This window comes from Martinezella lusitana, from assembly GCF_900094565.1.
GTDB lineage: Bacteria > Pseudomonadota > Alphaproteobacteria > Rhizobiales > Rhizobiaceae > Rhizobium > Rhizobium lusitanum.
Genome location: NZ_FMAF01000003.1, coordinates 56,100 through 73,984, shown reverse-complemented (window position 1 = coordinate 73,984; position 17,885 = coordinate 56,100). Strand labels below are relative to the sequence as shown.

The 17,885-nt window shown below is 61.1% G+C and carries 14 protein-coding genes; 2 read left to right on the top strand and 12 right to left on the bottom strand.

Features of this window, described 5'->3' with window-relative positions:
* Positions 1–21: 21 nt before the first annotated feature.
* From GA0061101_RS06655 to GA0061101_RS06625, 7 genes are all read right to left on the bottom strand, one after another.
* Positions 22–3,345, bottom strand: a complete 3,324-nt coding sequence (locus GA0061101_RS06655; RefSeq protein ID WP_092573302.1) for an efflux RND transporter permease subunit — start codon at positions 3,343–3,345, stop codon at positions 22–24.
* Positions 3,346–3,359: 14 nt separating this feature from the next.
* Positions 3,360–4,550, bottom strand: coding sequence for an efflux RND transporter periplasmic adaptor subunit (locus GA0061101_RS06650; protein WP_037195167.1), 1,191 nt, complete (start codon positions 4,548–4,550; stop codon positions 3,360–3,362).
* Positions 4,551–4,941: 391 nt separating this feature from the next.
* A complete protein-coding gene (locus GA0061101_RS06645; protein WP_037195165.1) occupies positions 4,942–5,910 on the bottom strand; it encodes an ABC transporter substrate-binding protein in 969 nt (322 codons plus the stop codon).
* A 55-nt stretch (positions 5,911–5,965) separates the two neighbouring features.
* Positions 5,966–7,099, bottom strand: coding sequence for an ABC transporter permease (locus GA0061101_RS06640; protein WP_092573301.1), 1,134 nt, complete (start codon positions 7,097–7,099; stop codon positions 5,966–5,968).
* The gene (locus tag GA0061101_RS06635) at positions 7,096–7,989 is read right to left on the bottom strand and encodes an ABC transporter permease (protein ID WP_092573300.1); all 894 of its coding nucleotides are present in this window, start codon (positions 7,987–7,989) and stop codon (positions 7,096–7,098) included. Before GA0061101_RS06635 ends, GA0061101_RS06640 begins: the two co-directional genes overlap by 4 nt.
* Positions 7,986–8,321, bottom strand: a complete 336-nt coding sequence (locus tag GA0061101_RS06630) for a hypothetical protein (protein WP_092573299.1) — start codon at positions 8,319–8,321, stop codon at positions 7,986–7,988. Before GA0061101_RS06630 ends, GA0061101_RS06635 begins: the two co-directional genes overlap by 4 nt.
* Before the next feature lie 7 nt (positions 8,322–8,328).
* Complete coding sequence (locus GA0061101_RS06625; protein ID WP_037195157.1) at positions 8,329–9,120, bottom strand: ABC transporter ATP-binding protein; 792 nt, start codon at positions 9,118–9,120, stop codon at positions 8,329–8,331.
* A 124-nt stretch (positions 9,121–9,244) separates the two neighbouring features.
* Between GA0061101_RS06625 and GA0061101_RS06620 the strand changes: the two genes are divergently transcribed.
* A complete protein-coding gene (locus tag GA0061101_RS06620) occupies positions 9,245–9,658 on the top strand; it encodes a cupin domain-containing protein (protein WP_092573298.1) in 414 nt (137 codons plus the stop codon).
* Between the two features lie 33 nt (positions 9,659–9,691).
* Here GA0061101_RS06620 and hydA read toward each other — a convergent pair whose 3' ends face one another.
* On the bottom strand, positions 9,692–11,146 hold the full coding sequence (gene hydA / locus GA0061101_RS06615) for a dihydropyrimidinase (protein ID WP_092573297.1): 1,455 nt from the start codon (positions 11,144–11,146) through the stop codon (positions 9,692–9,694).
* Between the two features lie 237 nt (positions 11,147–11,383).
* Positions 11,384–12,637 (bottom strand): Zn-dependent hydrolase, encoded by a 1,254-nt coding sequence (locus GA0061101_RS06610; protein ID WP_092573296.1) that lies wholly within the window; start codon positions 12,635–12,637, stop codon positions 11,384–11,386.
* A gap of 300 nt (positions 12,638–12,937) precedes the next feature.
* On the opposite strand from GA0061101_RS06610, the gene GA0061101_RS06605 reads away from it, so the two are divergent.
* Entirely contained in the window at positions 12,938–13,582 is a 645-nt protein-coding gene (locus GA0061101_RS06605) for a TetR family transcriptional regulator C-terminal domain-containing protein (RefSeq protein ID WP_037195138.1), read from the top strand.
* Between the two features lie 90 nt (positions 13,583–13,672).
* On the opposite strand, the gene preA is transcribed toward GA0061101_RS06605, so the two are convergent.
* The 3 genes from preA to GA0061101_RS06590 form a co-directional block, all read right to left on the bottom strand.
* Positions 13,673–14,986, bottom strand: a complete 1,314-nt coding sequence (preA, locus tag GA0061101_RS06600) for an NAD-dependent dihydropyrimidine dehydrogenase subunit PreA (RefSeq protein ID WP_037195136.1) — start codon at positions 14,984–14,986, stop codon at positions 13,673–13,675.
* A 13-nt stretch (positions 14,987–14,999) separates the two neighbouring features.
* On the bottom strand, positions 15,000–16,358 hold the full coding sequence (locus GA0061101_RS06595) for an NAD(P)-dependent oxidoreductase (protein ID WP_092573295.1): 1,359 nt from the start codon (positions 16,356–16,358) through the stop codon (positions 15,000–15,002).
* Between the two features lie 472 nt (positions 16,359–16,830).
* Positions 16,831–17,823 carry a sensor histidine kinase gene (locus GA0061101_RS06590; protein WP_047562439.1) on the bottom strand — a complete coding sequence of 331 codons (993 nt, stop codon included), beginning with the start codon at positions 17,821–17,823 and terminating at the stop codon, positions 16,831–16,833.
* Between the last annotated feature and the right edge of the window lie 62 nt (positions 17,824–17,885).

The following is a 17,885-nucleotide window of genomic DNA, read 5'->3' as shown; positions in this document are numbered from 1 at the left end:
TTCGCCAGGTCGAGCCGACCGCTATTCGGCGGCGAACGGCGGCAGCTTCAGCACATTCGTACCGGTCGCCTTGCGACCCCTGACATCCCTGTTCTCGATGACCTCCAGTCGCTCTTCCAAGGCGGCGAGCGACTGTCGGTTTTCATTGACGGCAGTCGCCAGGCTTTCCTTGGTCACGACTTCATCATCCGCGTCCTTCTTGCCGACCAGTTTGCCGAAGAGGAAGCCGAGCAGGCGCGAGAGGTCGTCCATGATCAAGAAGAAGGACGGCACGACCACCAGGCTGAGGACGGTGGACACGATGATGCCGCCGATCACCGCAATCGCCATCGGCGCGCGGAAGGAGCCGCCTTCGCCGACACCGAGCGCGGACGGCAGCATGCCGGCCGACATGGCGATCGAGGTCATGATGATCGGCCGCGCACGCTTGCGGCCGGCCTCGACGACGGCTTCCAGCCTCGGCATGCCTTGATGCATCATCTCGATGGCGAAATCGACGAGCAGGATGGCGTTCTTGGTCACGATGCCCATCAACATGAGAATGCCGATCATCACAGGCATGGACAGGGCATTGCCCGTCAGGATGAGTGCCAGCGCCACGCCGCCGATCGCCAGTGGCAGCGACAGCAGAATGGTAAAGGGCTGGATGATGTCCTTGAACAGCAGCACCAGCACGGTCAGAACCAGCAGTAGGCCAAGCAGCATGGCATTGCCGAAGCTCTGCTGCATTTCCTTCTGGACCTTGGTGTCGCCGCTTTCGGCCAGATGCACGGTTGCCGGGATCTTGGCGCTGTTGACGATATCGAGGAAATGCTCCGATGCCGTATCCAGCGCCACGCCCTGCGGCAGGTCCGCGCCGATGGAAACGACGCGGTAGCGGTTGTTGCGCTTGATCGAAGACAGGCCCTCGGTATAATCGATGTCGGCGACGCTCGACATCGGCACGGTGGTGCCTGAGGCGGTCTTGATGCGCAAGGCACGGATCGCCGCCAGATCGCGGCGCATGCCGAGCGAAGCCTGGACGCGGATCGGTATCTGGCGATCGTCGAGCGAGATCTTCGCAAGCGACGCGTCGATATCGCCGATGGTGGCCACACGAACCGTATCGGAAATCATCTGCGGCGTGATGCCGAGGCGTGCGGCTTCGTCCTTGCGCGGATAGATCTGCAGTTCGGGACGCGGCAGGGCGCCGTCGGCGCTGACGTTGGCGAGCGCAGGATCGGTTCGTAACTTGGCTTCGAGAATGCCGACCGCCTGGTTCAGATCCTTCTCGTTGCGGGAGAGGAAGTTGTAGGTGAGGTCGCGGTCGCCACGGTCGTTGAGCTTGGTGATGCGGACGTCAGGTATCGAACGCAATTTCGCGAAGACTTCCTTTTCCACATCCCATTGCGGACGCTCGCGGCCATGCACGGTGACCTTCGGCAGGTGAGGGCCGATGACTGGCAGCGAGCCGAGGACGTCGTTCACCAGCTTCTTGACGAGCGACTGGTCGAGCTTGCCGAGTGTCAGCGTCACGGTCGCGCGGCGAAGCTCCAAATCGCCCTTCGGCGAAGCACCGCCGAGAACGAAGACGTTTTCAACGCCGTCGATGCCCTTGACGCGCCGGCAGATCTCGTTGGTCGCCTGTTCCGTATCCTCGAGCCGTGCATTCGGCGGCAGCTCGGCTGACAGAACGATACGCGATGAATCGTCCGGCGGAATGAAGCTGCCGGGGACGAACATGATCAGCGCAAAAACCGAGGCGATGGAAAAGGCGAAGGCCGCCAGCAGCGTCGGATAACGCGTATACCACCGCTTGGTCGTCAACCGCACCAGTGCGCTGTAGCCGCGCATGAAGGGGCCGTCTTTGTCGTGGTGATCGTCGACCGCATCTTCGGCGCGCATGAGATAGGCCGCCATCATCGGTGTGATCAGACGCGCCACAAGCAGCGAGAAGAACACCGAGAAGGCGACTGTCAGGCCGAACTGAATGAAGTACTGGCCCGGAATGCCCGGCATGAAGGAGACCGGGACGAAGACCGCGATGATGGTGAAGGTCGTCGCGATGACGGCCAGGCCGATTTCATCGGCGGCATCGATGGCGGCACGGTAAGGCGTCTTGCCCATCTTGATGTGGCGGGCGATGTTCTCGATCTCGACGATGGCATCATCCACGAGAATGCCTGTTGCCAGCGTCAGCGCCAGGAAGCTGACGAGATTCAGCGAGAAGCCGATCTGGTTCATGATCCAGAATGTCGGGATCGCTGACAGTGGCAGGGCGACCGCCGAAATCAGCGTCGCGCGCCAATTCCGCAGGAAGAGGAAGACGACGAGAACCGCCAGGAGCGCACCTTCGAGCAGCGTGTGCATCGCCGCTTCGTAATTGCCGTAGGTGTAATAGACGGAGTCGTCGATCATCTCGATAGAGACGTTCGGATTTTCGGCGCGCACCTTGTTGAGCGTATCGCCAACCGTCTTGGCGACCGTTACCTCGCTGGCGCCCTTGGCGCGGAACACGCCGAAGGTGACGACGGGGGCGCTGTTGAACCGCGAGAACGACTTCGGCTCCTGATAGGTGTCCTTGATGACGCCGAGAGCGGAGAGCTTGACGAAGCGGCCGTTGGTCAGCGCGATCGTGGTATCGACAAGCTGCGCGACCTCGCGGGCGTCGCCAAGCACGCGGATCGCCTGTTCGCTGCCCGCGACCTGGCCGCGGCCGGAACCCAGATCGATGTTGGTGCTGCGCAACTGCTGGCTGACCGAAAGCGCCGTAATGCCATAGGCATTCAGCTTGTTCGGATCGAGCTCGATGCGCACCTCGCGGTCGGCGCCGCCGTAGCGATCGACGCGGCCGATACCCGCCTGGCCCTGCAGCGCGCGCTTGATAACGTCGTCAACGAACCAGGACATTTCCTCAAGGGTCATGTTCGGCGAGGAGACGGCGAAGCTCTGGATCGCCTGGCCTTCGACATCGACCTTCGAGACGATGGGCTCATCGATCGTGGACGGCAGATTGCCGCGGATGCGATCGATGGCGTCCTTGGTATCCTGAACGGCCTGTTGGGTCGGCACTTCCAGGCGGAAGATCACGACGGTCTGCGATTGGCCGTCGGTGACGGTCGATTGTATCTCGTCGATGCCGTTGATGCCGGCAACGGCGTCTTCGACCTCCTTCGTCACCTGCATTTCGAGCTCGGCAGGCGAGGCGCCGCTCTGCGTCACTGTGACGTTGACAACAGGCACGTCGATGTTCGGGAAGCGCGTGATGGGCAGATTGAAGAAGGCGTGCGCGCCCACAACCATCAGCAGGAAAAAGCCGAGGAGCGGGGCGATCGGATTTCGGATGGACCAGGCGGAGAAGTTCATCTTGCCATTCTCGCTCAGTTGGAGGCTTGCGGCGTTTCGCGCACGGGCGTGATGTGGTCGCCGTCGCGGACATAGGCGCCGGCCTTGGCGACAACATCTTCGCCGGCCGTCAGGCCTTTGAGGATCTCGACATAGGCTCCGTCCTGGATGCCGGTCTCGACATTGACGAACTTGACGACGCCGTTCTCGACCTTGCGGGCGGAAGAGCCGTTTTCGTCGCTATTGACGGCGGTCAGCGGCAGGGAGACACCCTCTTCCTGCCGGATGACGATCTCGGCGCTGCCGTACATGCCGGCACGCGCCTTGTCGCCCTCGTCGATGGTGATGTGCACCGCGCCGAGGCGAGTAACGGAATCGACGACAGGCGCGACGAGGCGGACGGTGCCGCCAAGCTTTTCGCGGCTGCCGGAGAGCGAAATCAAAGCCTTCTGCCCGGTGGCGATCTTGGTGATGTCGCTTTCGGAAACGTCGACCACCAGTTCAAGCTGGCTGTCGCGGATGATGGTGAAGAGCGGATCGCCGCTGCCGTTGGCGATGGCGCCGACGCGGGCGTTGCGCGAGGCAACCGTGCCTGCGACCGGGGTCTTGATGCCGGTACGGGCAAGTTTCAGGTCGGTGTCGGCGATCTGACTGTCGGTGACCTTGAGATCGGCTTCGGCGACCGCGATCGCCTGTTCGGCGGACCCCACGCGAGCCTTGTTGGCTGCGGCCGACGCGTTTGCCTGCTCGACTGACGAGGTCGACATCGTGCCCTTGGCGCCCATTGTGACCGCGCGGACGCGTTGCAATTCAGCTTCTTCCGCGTTGGCGTGAGCCTCGGCGAGCTGCGCGTGCAGCTGGGCAAGGCTTGCCTCGCCCTTGGCGCGCGTGGCCTGCATCTGGCTCTTCTGCAGGATCAGCGCGTCTTCGTTCAGCGTGGCGAGCGTGCTGTTTGCCTCGACCTTGTCGCCGACATCGGCATTGAGCGAGCGGATGGAGAGGCCATCGACCTGCGGCTGGATGTAGATTTCTTCGACGGCCTTCACCGTGCCCGTCGCGACGACCCTGTCGACCAGCTTGCGCATCGTGGCGGTGGTAATGACGATCGCCGGCAGGTTCTGCTTCGGGGTCGTGACGGCAGGCTCCTCCGCCAGCGCGGCGGGTGCGGCCAACAAGGAAAGCATGATTGCGGTCGTGCTTAGAAATCTAAACGGCGTAAGGGCCATGCGTCCGGTTCCAGTTCGGCATCTCGGTAAAAGGATTTCGCTGTTTTCCGTCGCGAACACGGGGATCAATGCGTGCGGGCCGGCTACTCCGGCGGATCAATATCCGTCTGTCATGCCTGCAGGTCCCTCATCCTAAATTCGCTCCTGTACATGGGAGCGGTTTCCAAATTTCACAAGATCACGAGAAAATGATTTCGCGGGTAATTTTACCCATCGCAACTCTGCGAAGCAATCACGGCATTGTGATGTCGGCATTCGAATAGTTGATAGTTGTGAGCTTTTCGTGCAAGTGCCGCGATAAGGCCAGCTTTTTGTTGCTGCTGTTACAAAATGAAAAAAAACGCGCGAGGCATGAAACCTCGCGCGTTTCGGTTGTTCGCGATGCCTGAGACTATTTCAGGGCCGCGTCCGTGATCTCATGCGTATAAGCGCCAGTCGGCTTCTTGTTGATGATCTTCTGGTCAAGCAGCGCCTCGACGGTGCGATCATAAAGCTTCGCGTCGAGCTTGCCGCTGCCGATGAGCTTGGCGACTTCGCCCATCATGCGCTTCTGGTGGTTTTCGTCCTGGCCGCCATTGTCCATGACGATCCCGGCGGCTTCATCCGGATGTTCGACGGCATATTTCCAGCCTTTCATCGAGGCGCGGACGAACTTGACCATATCGGCCTTGAACTTCGCATCCTTCAGCTTGTCTTCCTTGACATAGAGGCCGTCTTCCAGAAGGTCGACGCCGAGCTTGGTATAGTTGAAGACGGTCAGGTCTTCCTGCTTGAAACCGGCATCGATTGCCTGCCAGTATTCATTGTAGGTCATGACCGAGATGCAGTCGGCCTGCTTCTGGACGAGCGGCTGCACATCGAAGCTCTGCTTCAGCACGGTGACGCCGTCCTTGCCGCCATCGGTCTTCAGGCCGATCTTGTGCATCCAGGCGAAGAAGGGATATTCGTTGCCGTAGAACCAGACGCCGAGCGTATGTCCCTTGAAATCCTTCTCCGTCTTGACCGGGCCATCCTTCGGGCAGATCAATTCCAGGCCGGACTTCTCGAAGGGCTGGGCGATGTTGATCAGCGGCACGCCCTTTTCGCGGGCAACCAGCGCGCCACCCATCCAGTCGACGATGACGTCGGCGCCGCCGCCGGCGATCACCTGTTCCGGGGCGATATCCGGGCCGCCCGGTTTGATGTCGACGTCGAGGCCTTCTTCCTTGTAGAAGCCCTTGTCCTTGGCGACGAAATAGCCGCCGAACTGGCCCTGGGCCACCCATTTCAGCTGCAGCGTCAGCTTGTCGGCGGCCGTCGCGGCCTGGGTTGCGGCCAGCGTCATAGCGCTTGCCATCAATGCGAACATCAGTTTTTTCATGTTTTCACCCTTTTCCCTCTGAAGTTATGCCTTGATCCCTTGAGGAGATCCCGGATTACGTCTGCCCACTGCGGATAGACGGATGCCAGAACGTCGCCATTCTCTCGATAATGGCGACGATACCGTAGAAGACGGAGCCTGCGACCGCGGCGACCGCGATCTCAGCCCAGACCATGTCGAGATTCAACCGGCCGTTTTCGGTCGAGATGCGAAAGCCCATGCCCGACATGGGAGTGCCGAAGAACTCCGCTACGATGGCACCGATGAGAGCCAAGGTCGAGTTGATCTTCAGCGCATTGAAAATAAAGGGAGCGGCGGCCGGCAGGCGCAGCTTCAGCAGCGTCTGCCAGTAGTTCGATGCATAGGTGCGCATCAGGTCGCGCTCGATATTGCCGGCTGCCGCCAGGCCGGCCACCGTGTTCACCAGCATCGGGAAGAAGGTCATGACGACGACGACGGCGGCCTTGGACTGCCAATCGAAGCCGAACCACATGACCATGATCGGCGCAACGCCGATGATCGGCAATGCCGAGACGAGATTGCCGATCGGCAGCAGGCCGCGGCGCAGGAAGGTGAAGCGGTCGGCGAGGATAGCGACGATGAAGCCGCTGGCGCAGCCGATGGTGTAGCCGATCAGGACCGATCGGAAGATCGTCTGCTGGACGTCCGTCCACAGGATCGAGATGGAGCCGGCAATCCGCGCGCCGATGGCGCTCGGCGGCGGCAGGAGGATGAAAGGGACGCCGGCCCCGCGCGTCACCGCTTCCCAGATGATGATGATCCAGACGCCGAAGATCGCGGGAATGAGCAATCGTAACGTATAGCTGTCGGCGGTCGAGTGCACGCGGATGGTCGACAAGATCGAGACGCAACGCCAGGCAAGCAGCCAGGCAGCGGCAAGCAGGATAAAAAACGACGCAAGCGCGTTGCCTTCATTACCCGATATTCCGGCCAGCAGCAGCCAGGCCGCTGCGTGCGCGGCGAAGAAGAGGATCGCCGCGCTGAGGGTGGCGGACAGGTTCATGAAGGAAATCGCGGCCGCGGACGCAATGAGAATGAAAATGACGAAAGTGGTTCCGCTGCTGATGGGCGTTGCTGCATCTGCTGCGAGCAGCGGCAGCGCCGGGAGCGCCACAAGGCAGAGAAGAAGAGAGAGTGTGCCCTGCCACGACAGATGAGAATTCTTCATGCCGCCCGACCTCCCATAGCACGATCGACGATACGCGCCGCGATGCCGACGATGGCAATCAACACGGCGGCGAGTATCGAGCCGGCGACGAGCGTCGCCCATATATCGATCGTCAGGCTTTGATAGGAGCCGGCGAGGAGCTTGGCGCCGATGCCTGCGACTGCGCCCGTTGGCAGTTCGCCAACGATCGTTCCGGTCAGGCTCGCTGCGATTGCAACTTTCATCGAGGTGAAGAGGAATGGGACCGACGCGGGAACCCGCAGTTTCCAGAAGGTCTGCATGGCGCTGGCATTGTAGGTGCGCATCAGGTCGAGATGCATGGTTTCCGGCGATCGCAGTCCCTTGACCATGCCAACGGCGACGGGGAAGAAGGAGAGGTAGGTCGAGACCAGCGCTTTGGGAATAAGGCCGGTGATGCCGATCGAACCCAACACGACAACGACCATCGGCGCGATGGCGAGGATCGGTACGGTCTGCGATGCGATGATCCAGGGCATCAGGCTGCGGTCAAGAGCCACCACATGCACGATGCCGACCGCGATCAGGATGCCGAGAACCGTGCCGAAGGCGAAGCCGACTGCCGTCGAGGACAAGGTCACCCAGGCATTGTAGACCAGGCTGCGGTTGCTGGTCAGCGCCCGCAGAAAGGTGTTTTCGAACACATTCTGCGCCACCTGATGGGGTGCCGGCAGGATCGGTTTCGGCTGGGCCAGCGTCTTGCCTATGAATTCCATCGTCGTCGAGGTGACATTGCCGCGGCGATCGAGATCGCGCTGGAACGGCGCGTTGAGCACAACCGCGAAGACATACCAGAGGACGACGATCGCGAGCACGATGCTTGCGACCGGCACGAACTTGTGTCTGAAGAATTGCTGCTTCTCCACGGTCATGCCCTCCCTTGTGCCGGCAGCAGCATCAGCGCCATGGCAACGATACCGAGCCCGACGCCAGCCAGCTGCGGCAGGCTCAGCCGTTCGCCGAAGACGAGGAAGGCGATGATGTTGACGACGATGAGCTGGGCAATGGAGGAGGCTGATATCGCCAGACCCAGCCCGCCCTCGCGTATGAGCCGCACCATCATCAGGTTGCCGATGCAATAAAGGATGAGCGCCAGGATCAGGACCAATATGTTGTTGTTGGCGATATAGGCGCGCGAGGCGGTCGCTCCGCTGATGAAGATCGCCATCGCGCCGGTGAGCCAGAGGAGGAATTGCGGGTTCATGATGATCCTATTCCTCGTAGCTGTGTCCGGCCCGCAAACCTTCGCGGACACGATGGGCGATCTCCAGGAATTCAGGCGTTTCGCGAATGCCGAGCGGGCGTTCGAGCGGAAGCGTGGATTCGATGACATCCGTGACGCGGCCGGGGCGAGGGGACATGACCACGATCTTGGTGGAGAGATAGACTGCCTCGGGGATGGAATGCGTGACGAAGCAGATGGTCTTGTTCGTTCGCTTCCAGAGCTTCAGCAGCTGTTCGTTGAGGTGGTCGCGAACGATCTCGTCGAGCGCGCCGAAGGGCTCGTCCATCAGCAGAAGATCGGCGTCAAAGGCGAGCGCGCGAGCGATGGAGGCGCGCTGCTGCATGCCGCCCGAAAGCTGCCAGGGGAATTTCTTCTCGAAGCCGCTGAGATTGACGAGGTCGAGCGTCTGAGCGATGCGCTGGGCCTGTTCGTTTCTGGCATAGCCCATGATTTCCAGCGGCAGGGCAATGTTCTTTTCGATGGTGCGCCAGGGGTAGAGTGCGGGCGCCTGAAAGACATAACCGTAGGCACGGGCCTTGCGCGCTTCGTCCGGCGTCATGCCATTGACGGTGATATCGCCAGAGGTTTTCCGCTCCAGATCGGCGATCACGCGCAGGAATGTAGTCTTTCCGCAGCCGGAAGGGCCGATGAAGGAGACGAAATCGCCCTTTCGAACATCGAGATCGACATTGCTCAGCGCATGCACAGGCCCGTCATTCGTATCATAGGTGAGACAGAGGTTCCGCGCGGAGACGACGGAGGAAGCGGACGACGTCATTAACACCTACCAGTCCTATTTTCGCCACGCAGTCGGGGCGGATTGCTTGTTATCCAGTTTGGCATTGCTGTAGCTTTGGAAAACCAGGGCGCCGCGCGGCTGCCGGATCCAGAGGAGCAATGCCATGAGTTTGTCATCAAAGCCCACCTGTCGTGTCGTGCGGCCCGGCAGCACCTATGCCGGAAAGCAGGGCTTCAGCTATTTCGAGGGGATCGCCGCCGAGACAGTGGGTTCGACGGGCATCTGCATGCATCTTCTGACCATTCCGCCGGGTGGCCGCGCCAAGGCGCATCTGCATGCGTCGCACGAGACGGCGATCTATGCACTTTCCGGCGAGACGCATTGCTGGTTCGGCGATCAGCTGGACGAACACGTTATCGTTCGCGAGGGCGAAATGTTCTACATTCCGGCCGGCGTCCCGCATCTTCCCGCAAATCTCAGCGACCGGCCGGCGACAGCCGTCATCGCCCGCACCGATCCGAACGAGCAGGAAAGCGTCGTCCTGCTGCCGGATCTGGAGCGGCATGTGCCACGTTGATAAACCGATGGGCCGAACGGCTGGGGCCAAGCGTCACACCCCGCTTGCGGGGATGCCGCTGCGCTGAACCTTGCGCGGCGCGGTGACTTCCTTCCAGGTCGAAAGCGCCCGGTTGGCGGCGGTGAACGGCTCGCGCTTGACGAACTCGCCGTGGCCTTGTTGCGTCTTTACCGTTCCTTCCTCGATGGCGACGACGCCACGGGTCAGCGTGTAACGCGGCAGGCCGGTCACTTCCTTGCCCTCGAAGACGTTGTAGTCGATCGCCGACTGCTGCGTCTTGGCGGTGATGGTCTTCGAGCGATTCGGATCCCAGACGACGATATCGGCATCGGCGCCAACGAGGATCGCGCCCTTCTTCGGATAGATGTTGAGGATCTTGGCGATGTTGGTGGAGGTGACGGCGACGAACTCGTTCATGGTCAAGCGACCGGTCTTGACGCCATGGGTCCAGAGCATCGGCAGGCGATCCTCGAGGCCGCCGGTGCCGTTCGGAATCTTGGTGAAATCGTTAAGGCCGAAGCGCTTCTGCTCTGTCGTAAAGGCGCAGTGGTCGGTTGCGACCACCTGCAGCGAGCCCGAGGCGAGGCCAGCCCAGAGGCTGTCCTGATGCTGCTTGTTGCGGAAGGGGGGCGACATGACGCGGCGGGCGGCGTGATCCCAATCGGGGTTGGCATATTCGCTTTCATCGAGCGTCAGGTGCTGGACCAGTGGCTCGCCATAGACGCGCATGCCCTTCTGGCGGGCGCGGCGGATGGCTTCGTGGGCCTGTTCGCAGGAGGTGTGGACGATGTAGACGGGCGAGCCGGCCATATCGGCGATCATGATGGCGCGGTTCGTCGCCTCGCCTTCGACCTCGGCCGGACGGGAGTAGGCATGTGCCTCCGGCCCGTTATTGCCTTCGGCCAGCAGCTTTGCCTGCATCTGCGCGACCACGTCGCCGTTTTCGGCATGGACGAGCGGCAATGCGCCGAGCTCGGCACAGCGCTGGAAGGACGAGAACATCTCGTCGTCATCCACCATCAGCGCGCCCTTATAGGCCATGAAGTGCTTGAAGGTGTTGATGCCCTTGTCGCGAACAATGGCCTCCATCTCGTTGAAGACCTGTTCTCCCCACCAGGTGATCGCCATGTGGAAGGAATAGTCGCAATTCGCCCGCGTCGACTTGTTGTCCCACATGGTCAGCGCTTCGAGCAGCGATTGGCCGGGCGAGGGCAGGGCGAAATCGACCACCATCGTCGTGCCGCCGGCGAGCGCTGCGCGGGTGCCGCTCTCGAAATCGTCGGAGGAATAGGTGCCCATGAACGGCATTTCGAGATGCGTATGCGGATCGATGCCGCCCGGCATGACATAACAGCCGGAGGCATCCAGCACCTCGTTGCCCGACAGGTTCTGCCCGATCTCGACGATCTTCCCGCCTTCGACCTTGATATCGGCCTTATAGGTCAGGTCGGCCGTGACGATGGTTCCACCCTTGATGACTGTGCTCATGACGTTTGTTCCCTGTTCTTAAGAGGCTGGCATCCGTGGCGCCACCTCATCCGACCCTTCGGGCCACTTTCTCCCCGAGGGGAGAAGGAGAGGTGTGGCGAGTCTTCGGCGATAAACAATTTCTGATTGTACCAACGGTTCCTTGAGAAAGATGGCGCTGCGGCGGAAATCCCCTTCTCCCCTCGGGGAGAAGGTGCCGAAGGGCGGACACGGGGGATGGCTGGGCGCGAGCCGTGATCAAGCCAAGATCTCCGCCGTCTCGACGACCGCATGGAACAGCACATCCGCGCCGGCGGTCGCCCATTCCTTGGAAATCTCCTCGGCCTCGTTGTGCGACAGGCCGCCGACGCAGGGGCACATGACCATGGTGGCCGGCGCCACCTTGGCGGCCCAGCAGGCATCGTGGCCGGCGCCGGAGATGATGTTCATATGGCTGTAGCCGAGCCTCTCGGCGGCGCTACGCACCGCGGTTACTAGCTTCGGGTCGAAGGTCACAGGCTCGAAATGGCCGATGGCCTCGACGGAGCAGCCGACGCCGAGGGCGTCGCAGATGGCAGGCGCCTCGGCCTCGATCTTGGCGCGCATGCGATCGAGCTTCGCCTTGTCGGGCGTGCGGATGTCGACGGTGAAGACCACCTTGCCGGGAAGCACGTTGCGCGAGTTCGGCGAGAAGAACACCTGGCCGACGCCGCCGACGGCGCCCGGCTGGTTCTCCATCGCCACGCTCTGCACCATCTCGACGATCCGCGCCATGGCGAGACCGGCATTGACGCGCATGTTCATCGGCGTCGAGCCGGTATGAGCTTCCTTGCCGGTCAGCGTGAATTCCAGCCACCACAGGCCCTGACAGTGCGTGACGACGCCGATGGTTTTCTCTTCGGCCTCGAGGATCGGGCCCTGTTCGATATGATATTCGAAATAGGCGTGCATCTTGCGGGCACCGACCTCTTCGTCGCCGAGCCAGCCGATGCGCTTCAGCTCCTCGCCATAGGTCTTGCCCTCCGGATCCTTACGGCCATAGGCATAGTCAAGCGAGTGTACGCCGGCAAAGACGCCCGAGGCGAGCATAGCGGGAGCAAAGCGTGCGCCCTCTTCATTGGCCCAGTTGGTGACCACGATCGGATGCTTGGTCCGGATGCCGAGATCGTTCATGGTGCGAACGACTTCGAGGGCGCCGAGCACGCCGAGCACGCCGTCATATTTGCCGCCGGTCGGCTGGGTATCGAGATGCGAGCCGACATAGACCGGTAGTGCGTTTGGATCGGTGCCGGCGCGGGTCGCAAATATGGTGCCCATCTTGTCGACACCGACTTTCATGCCGGCGTCTTCGCACCATGTCCTGAAAAGGCTGCGTCCTTCGGCGTCGGCATCGGTCAGCGTTTGACGATTATTGCCGCCGGCAATGCCGGGGCCGATCTTCGCCATGTCCATCAATGCGTCCCAAAGGCGATCGCCATTGATACGCATGTTCTCGCCTGGCGCTGCCACCATGATGCAATCCTCACCTGTTTCGTCCCGGGGCATGCAAGGTGCATGCCCGATTGTTCCCGATGGTCTACCCGAAGCGTCTACTTGTTTTTATCGCCTCGGGAAATCGCCAGTTGCCTTTAAGAGACATCTGACAGATAATTTGACCGATTGGTAAACATTACAACTTCCGTGGCGCGGCTCAAGACGAAAAGCACGAAAAATTCCGATAAAATTTCAGGCGATTGCCTAAATTCAAAGCGCTGACAGGGTGAATGAGAGCTTGGCCGAAAGGCTTGGATTTCAAGGAGAAACAGAGCAGATATGGCCATCCCCAGAGCCGCCCGCACCCAACGCCGCACCCGGATTCAGGAAGAAAAAGAGGAAATCATACTCGAGGCCGCACTCGATGTATTTTCCGTAAGCGGCTTTCGCGGCTCGACCATCGATCAGATCGCCGAAGTGGCGGGCATGTCGAAGCCCAATTTGCTCTATTATTTCCGCACGAAAGAGGCCATGCATCGGGCGCTGATAGACCGGGTGCTGTTTACCTGGCTGGAGCCGTTGCGTGCCTTCGATGCCAACGGCAATCCTGAAAGCGAGATCCGCTCCTACATCCGCCGCAAGCTCGAAATGGCCCGCGATTTCCCGCGCGAAAGCAGGCTCTTCGCCAATGAGATGCTGCAGGGGGCGCCGCATGTCGAGGATGAGCTGCGCGGGCCGCTGAAGAGCCTTGTCGACGAGAAGGCGGAGGTCATCCGTGCCTGGGCCAAGGCCGGCAAGATCGCCAAATGCGACCCCTATCACCTGATCTTCTCCATCTGGTCGACGACGCAGCATTATGCTGACTTCGACGTGCAGGTGCGCGCGGTGCTCGGGCAAGAGCATTCGGGCGAGGGGCGGTTCGAGGATGCTGCGCGCTATCTGGAAAAGCTCTTCGTCGATGGGCTCGGCATCCGCCAACCATAATTGGGCATTTTTACCGCCACTCTCTACCGCCCTGGCTTTTTACACCCACGTCGTTGGACGTGGGTGCAATGTTGACTGGTGGAGAGAGGCTTACTCCGCCGCTTGCTGCGCCATCGGATTGTTCGGATGGGTCGTCCAGTTGGCGTAGTTCGGATCGACGATCTTGCCGGTGCGCTTGTCGAGGCTGCCGGCCGGCAGTTCCTCCATGGTGATGCAGTTCTCGACCGGACAGACGCTGACGCAGAGGTTGCAGCCGACGCATTCCTCGTCCATCACCTCGAAATGCCTGACGCCATCAACCATGTTGGTGATTGCCTGGTGCGAGGTATCCTCACAGGCAATGTAGCAACGGCCGCACTTGATGCAGGCATCCTGGTCGATCTTGGCCTTGGCGATGTAATTGAGGTTGAGATACTGCCAGTCGGAGACATTCGGCACGGCGCGGGCGATGATGTCGTCCAGACTGCGGTGGCCCTTCTCGTCCATCCAGTCTGAAAGGCCCGTGATCATCTCTTCGACGATCTTGAAGCCATAGGTCATCGCCGCCGTGCAGACCTGCACATTGCCGGCGCCAAGCGCCAGGAATTCGGCCGCATCGCGCCATGTGGTGATGCCGCCGATGCCTGATATCGGCAGGCCGTAGGTTTCGGCATCGCGGGCGATCTCGGCCACCATGTTGAGCGCGATCGGCTTGACCGCCGGGCCGCAATAGCCGCCATGGCTGCCCTTGCCGCCGACGGTCGGGTTCGGTGCGAAATTGTCGAGATCGACTGATACGATCGAGTTGATCGTGTTGATCAGCGATACGGCATCAGTGCCGCCGGCCTTGGCGGCGCGGGCGGGCTTGCGGATGTCGGTGATGTTCGGCGTCAGCTTGGTGATGACGGGCATGCGGGTGTATTGCTTACACCAGCGCACGACCATTTCGATATATTCCGGCACCTGTCCGACCGCAGCACCCATGCCTCGCTCCGACATGCCGTGCGGACAGCCGAAGTTCAATTCGATGCCGTCTGCTTCGGTGTCCTCCACCAACGGCAGGATCGCCTTCCATGCATCCTCGACGCAGGGAACCATGATCGAGGCAATCAAGGCACGATCAGGCCAGTTCTTCTTAACCTGCTTCATTTCGCGCAGGTTGGTATGGAGGTCGCGGTCGGTGATCAGCTCGATGTTGTTCAAGCCGAGCAGGCGGCGGTCGGCGCCCCAGATCGCGCCGTAGCGCGGGCCGTTGACATTGACGACCGGCGGGCCTTCCTCGCCGAGCGTCTTCCAGACGACACCGCCCCAGCCGGCCTTGAAGGCGCGTTCGACGTTGTAGGCCTTATCGGTCGGCGGCGCGGAGGCCAGCCAGAACGGGTTCGGAGACTTGATGCCGATGAAATTATTGCGGAGATCAGCCATTTCGATTCTCCTTTCAGGCGACTGCGGCGGCCGACTGGGCGGCAGCGAGCGCATGGTTGATGGATTCGGCCGCGTCGCGGCCCTGGGCGACGGCTGAAACCGTCAGATCGTCGCCGCCGAGCACGCAGTCACCGCCGGCCCATACGCCTTCGACCGAGGTCCGGCTTTCGCCGTCGATGGCGATGCGGCCGGCTTCCATGCGCAGGGCGCCGAGGCCGGAGGCCTCGAAGGTCTGGCCGATCGCCTTGAAGATCTGGTCCGCGGCGATGACGCCGACATCGCCGGTGCCGGTGAGCTTGCCGTCGCGCAGCTCGGTATATTCAACCTCGATGCCGGCGACCTTGCCGTCCTTGTCGAGAATGCGCTTCGGGGCGAGCCAGTGGCGGATAATGACGCCCTTGGAGGCGGCGAGATCCTGCTCGTATTCCGAGGCGTTCATGTATTCCTTGCCGCGGCGATAACAGATGGTCACCTCCTCGGCGCCGAGCAGTTTTGCCTGCACGGCCGCATCGATTGCGGTCATGCCGCCGCCGAGAACGACGACGCGGCGGCCGATGGCGATATCGGCCTTGTCGTTTGCCTGGCGCAGATCGGCGATATAAGCAACGGCGTCGGCGACGCCGTCGAGATCCTCGCCTTCGGCGCGCAATGCGTTGACGCCGGCAAGACCGAGGCCGAGGAAGACGGCGTCATATTGCTGGGAGAGGTCGGACAGGCTGAAGTCGCGGCCGAGCGCCTGGCCATTCTTCACCTCGATGCCGCCGATGGCGAGCACGTATTCGACTTCCTTCTGGGCGAAATCGTCGACTGCCTTGTAGGTGGCGATACCGTATTCGTTGAGGCCGCCGGCCTTTTCGCGAGCGTCGAAGATAGTGACTTCATGGCCCTTCACGGCGAGGCGATGGGCGCAGGCAAGACCGGCCGGACCGGCGCCGATGACGGCGATCTTCTTGCCGGTCGTGGCGGCACGGGCATAGAACTGCTTGTTCTCAGCCATTGCGGCATCTGTCGCATAGCGCTGCAGCCGGCCGATCTCGACCGGACGCTCTTCGGCGGTGTTGCGCACGCAAGCCTGCTCGCAGAGCTGTTCGGTGGGACAGACGCGGGCGCACATGCCGCCGAGGATGTTCTGATCGAAGATCGTCTTGGCCGAGCCGATCGGATTGCCTGTCGAAATCTGGCGGATAAACATCGGAATGTCGATGGAGGTGGGACAGGCCGTCATGCACGGCGCGTCGTAGCAGAAATAACAGCGGTCGGCTGCGACCAGCGCCTCGTGATTGTTCAGGCGCGGGTGAAGATCGGAAAAGTTTGCATCATATTCGGCGGGCGTCAGCCTGCCTTTATGAATCCCAGTTTCCAGTCGTCCCATTGAAGTTCCCTCTTATAGTAAACGGCTAGTGGCAAGAACGGTAACTCAGGATAAAAAATTTATCAAACGGTAAAATTTTGACCCTTGAAATTGCCTGGGCACACATTTCGGCCGTGGCGGGCAAGCGTCCGGGAGGACTGCGTCGGGTCGTTCAACTATATGCTTTGACAGGTTTTCTTGTGATCTTCAGATGAGGGCGTTCGAAGGCTGCGCGGTTTCGCCATGGCGCGGGACAGCCGCCGGAACGTAGCCGGCGTCATTTCGCGGTTGCGATGGATGTGAAGAAAAAATGATTTTTTTCGTGATCGCGTGGAACCAAGGCCCTGCTGCCCCGTTTACCTAGCGTCCGGATGATGATCGCATCTCCTGATGCGCGCCCAAAGCCATCATCGGACTTCTACTCACGGTCCCCTCCCGATGAGTGTAAAGCAGCCAGTGCGTCGCCCTCGCACTGGCTGTTTTCTTGACGCCGTCAGCGGCGTCTCAGTATTTCATACTCTGTCTCGGGAATGGTGAGGTGATAGCCGATATTGCCGTCGCTGATGGTGAACTGGGCACGCCCGTTCATGGAAGTCGGCACGACTCGTTCGAGCACCGTGCGGCTGAAACTGTTATCCTCAAATTCATGGTCGGCAGGCGCGTGGAAACGCTCCAGCCAAGCCACTTCTATGGCTTTCTTCCCGTCCAGCTCGGCTTCCTTGCAATTCAGCGTGATGCTGGTTGCCCCCGCTGAAATGGCGCCGTGCGACGCGGAGTTGACGATCAGTTCATGCAGGGCAAGCCCGAGATGCACGGCGGCATTGGGTGTCAGATGTGCATTGATGCCGTAGATCGGCATGGGGACGCCGGCATCGGGCCAATAGGGAGCGAACTGCTTCTCGGCAAGCTCGAACAAGTATGCGCCGCGCCAGCTGGAGTCGGTAATGAGATCCTGCGAATTCGACAGGGATTGCAGGCGGCCGCGGAATTTGATCAGGAAATTATCGAGGGAAAGCGTGTGGCGCGCCGTCTGCGTCGCAATCCCCTGAATGATCGCCAGGAGATTCTTGGAGCGGTGCGACAGTTCGCGCAGCAGCGACTTCAGAACTTTTTCGCGGTGGCGGCTTTCCGTGACTTCGGAGATGACGGACAGCACGCCTTGCGCCTTGCGGCCACCAACGCGTTCCATTTTCAGCTCATAGATGCGCACGCCGTCGCCGCTTGCAATTTCTACTTCGGCGGTCACGGCCCTGCCGTTTTCAAGCACGCCCCGCTTCAGCAGCGTAAGATGCTCGCCATCCTTGTCGCCGAACAAATGGTAATCGTTGCCGCCGATCAGCAAAGATGGCATGAGGTGCTCGGGCAGGTTGTCGGCATAGCGGATTGCGAGTGTCGTGTCCTGAAACAGGACGGATACATTGGCGCTAGCAAGCGCCCGCTCCATCAGAGCGGCTTTGCCTTCCAAACTCAAAGGCGCGCCGGACAATGGTTCAGACGTATTCACGGCGTGCCTTTCACTCGAATTTCGAGATGTCCACCGACGGGGAC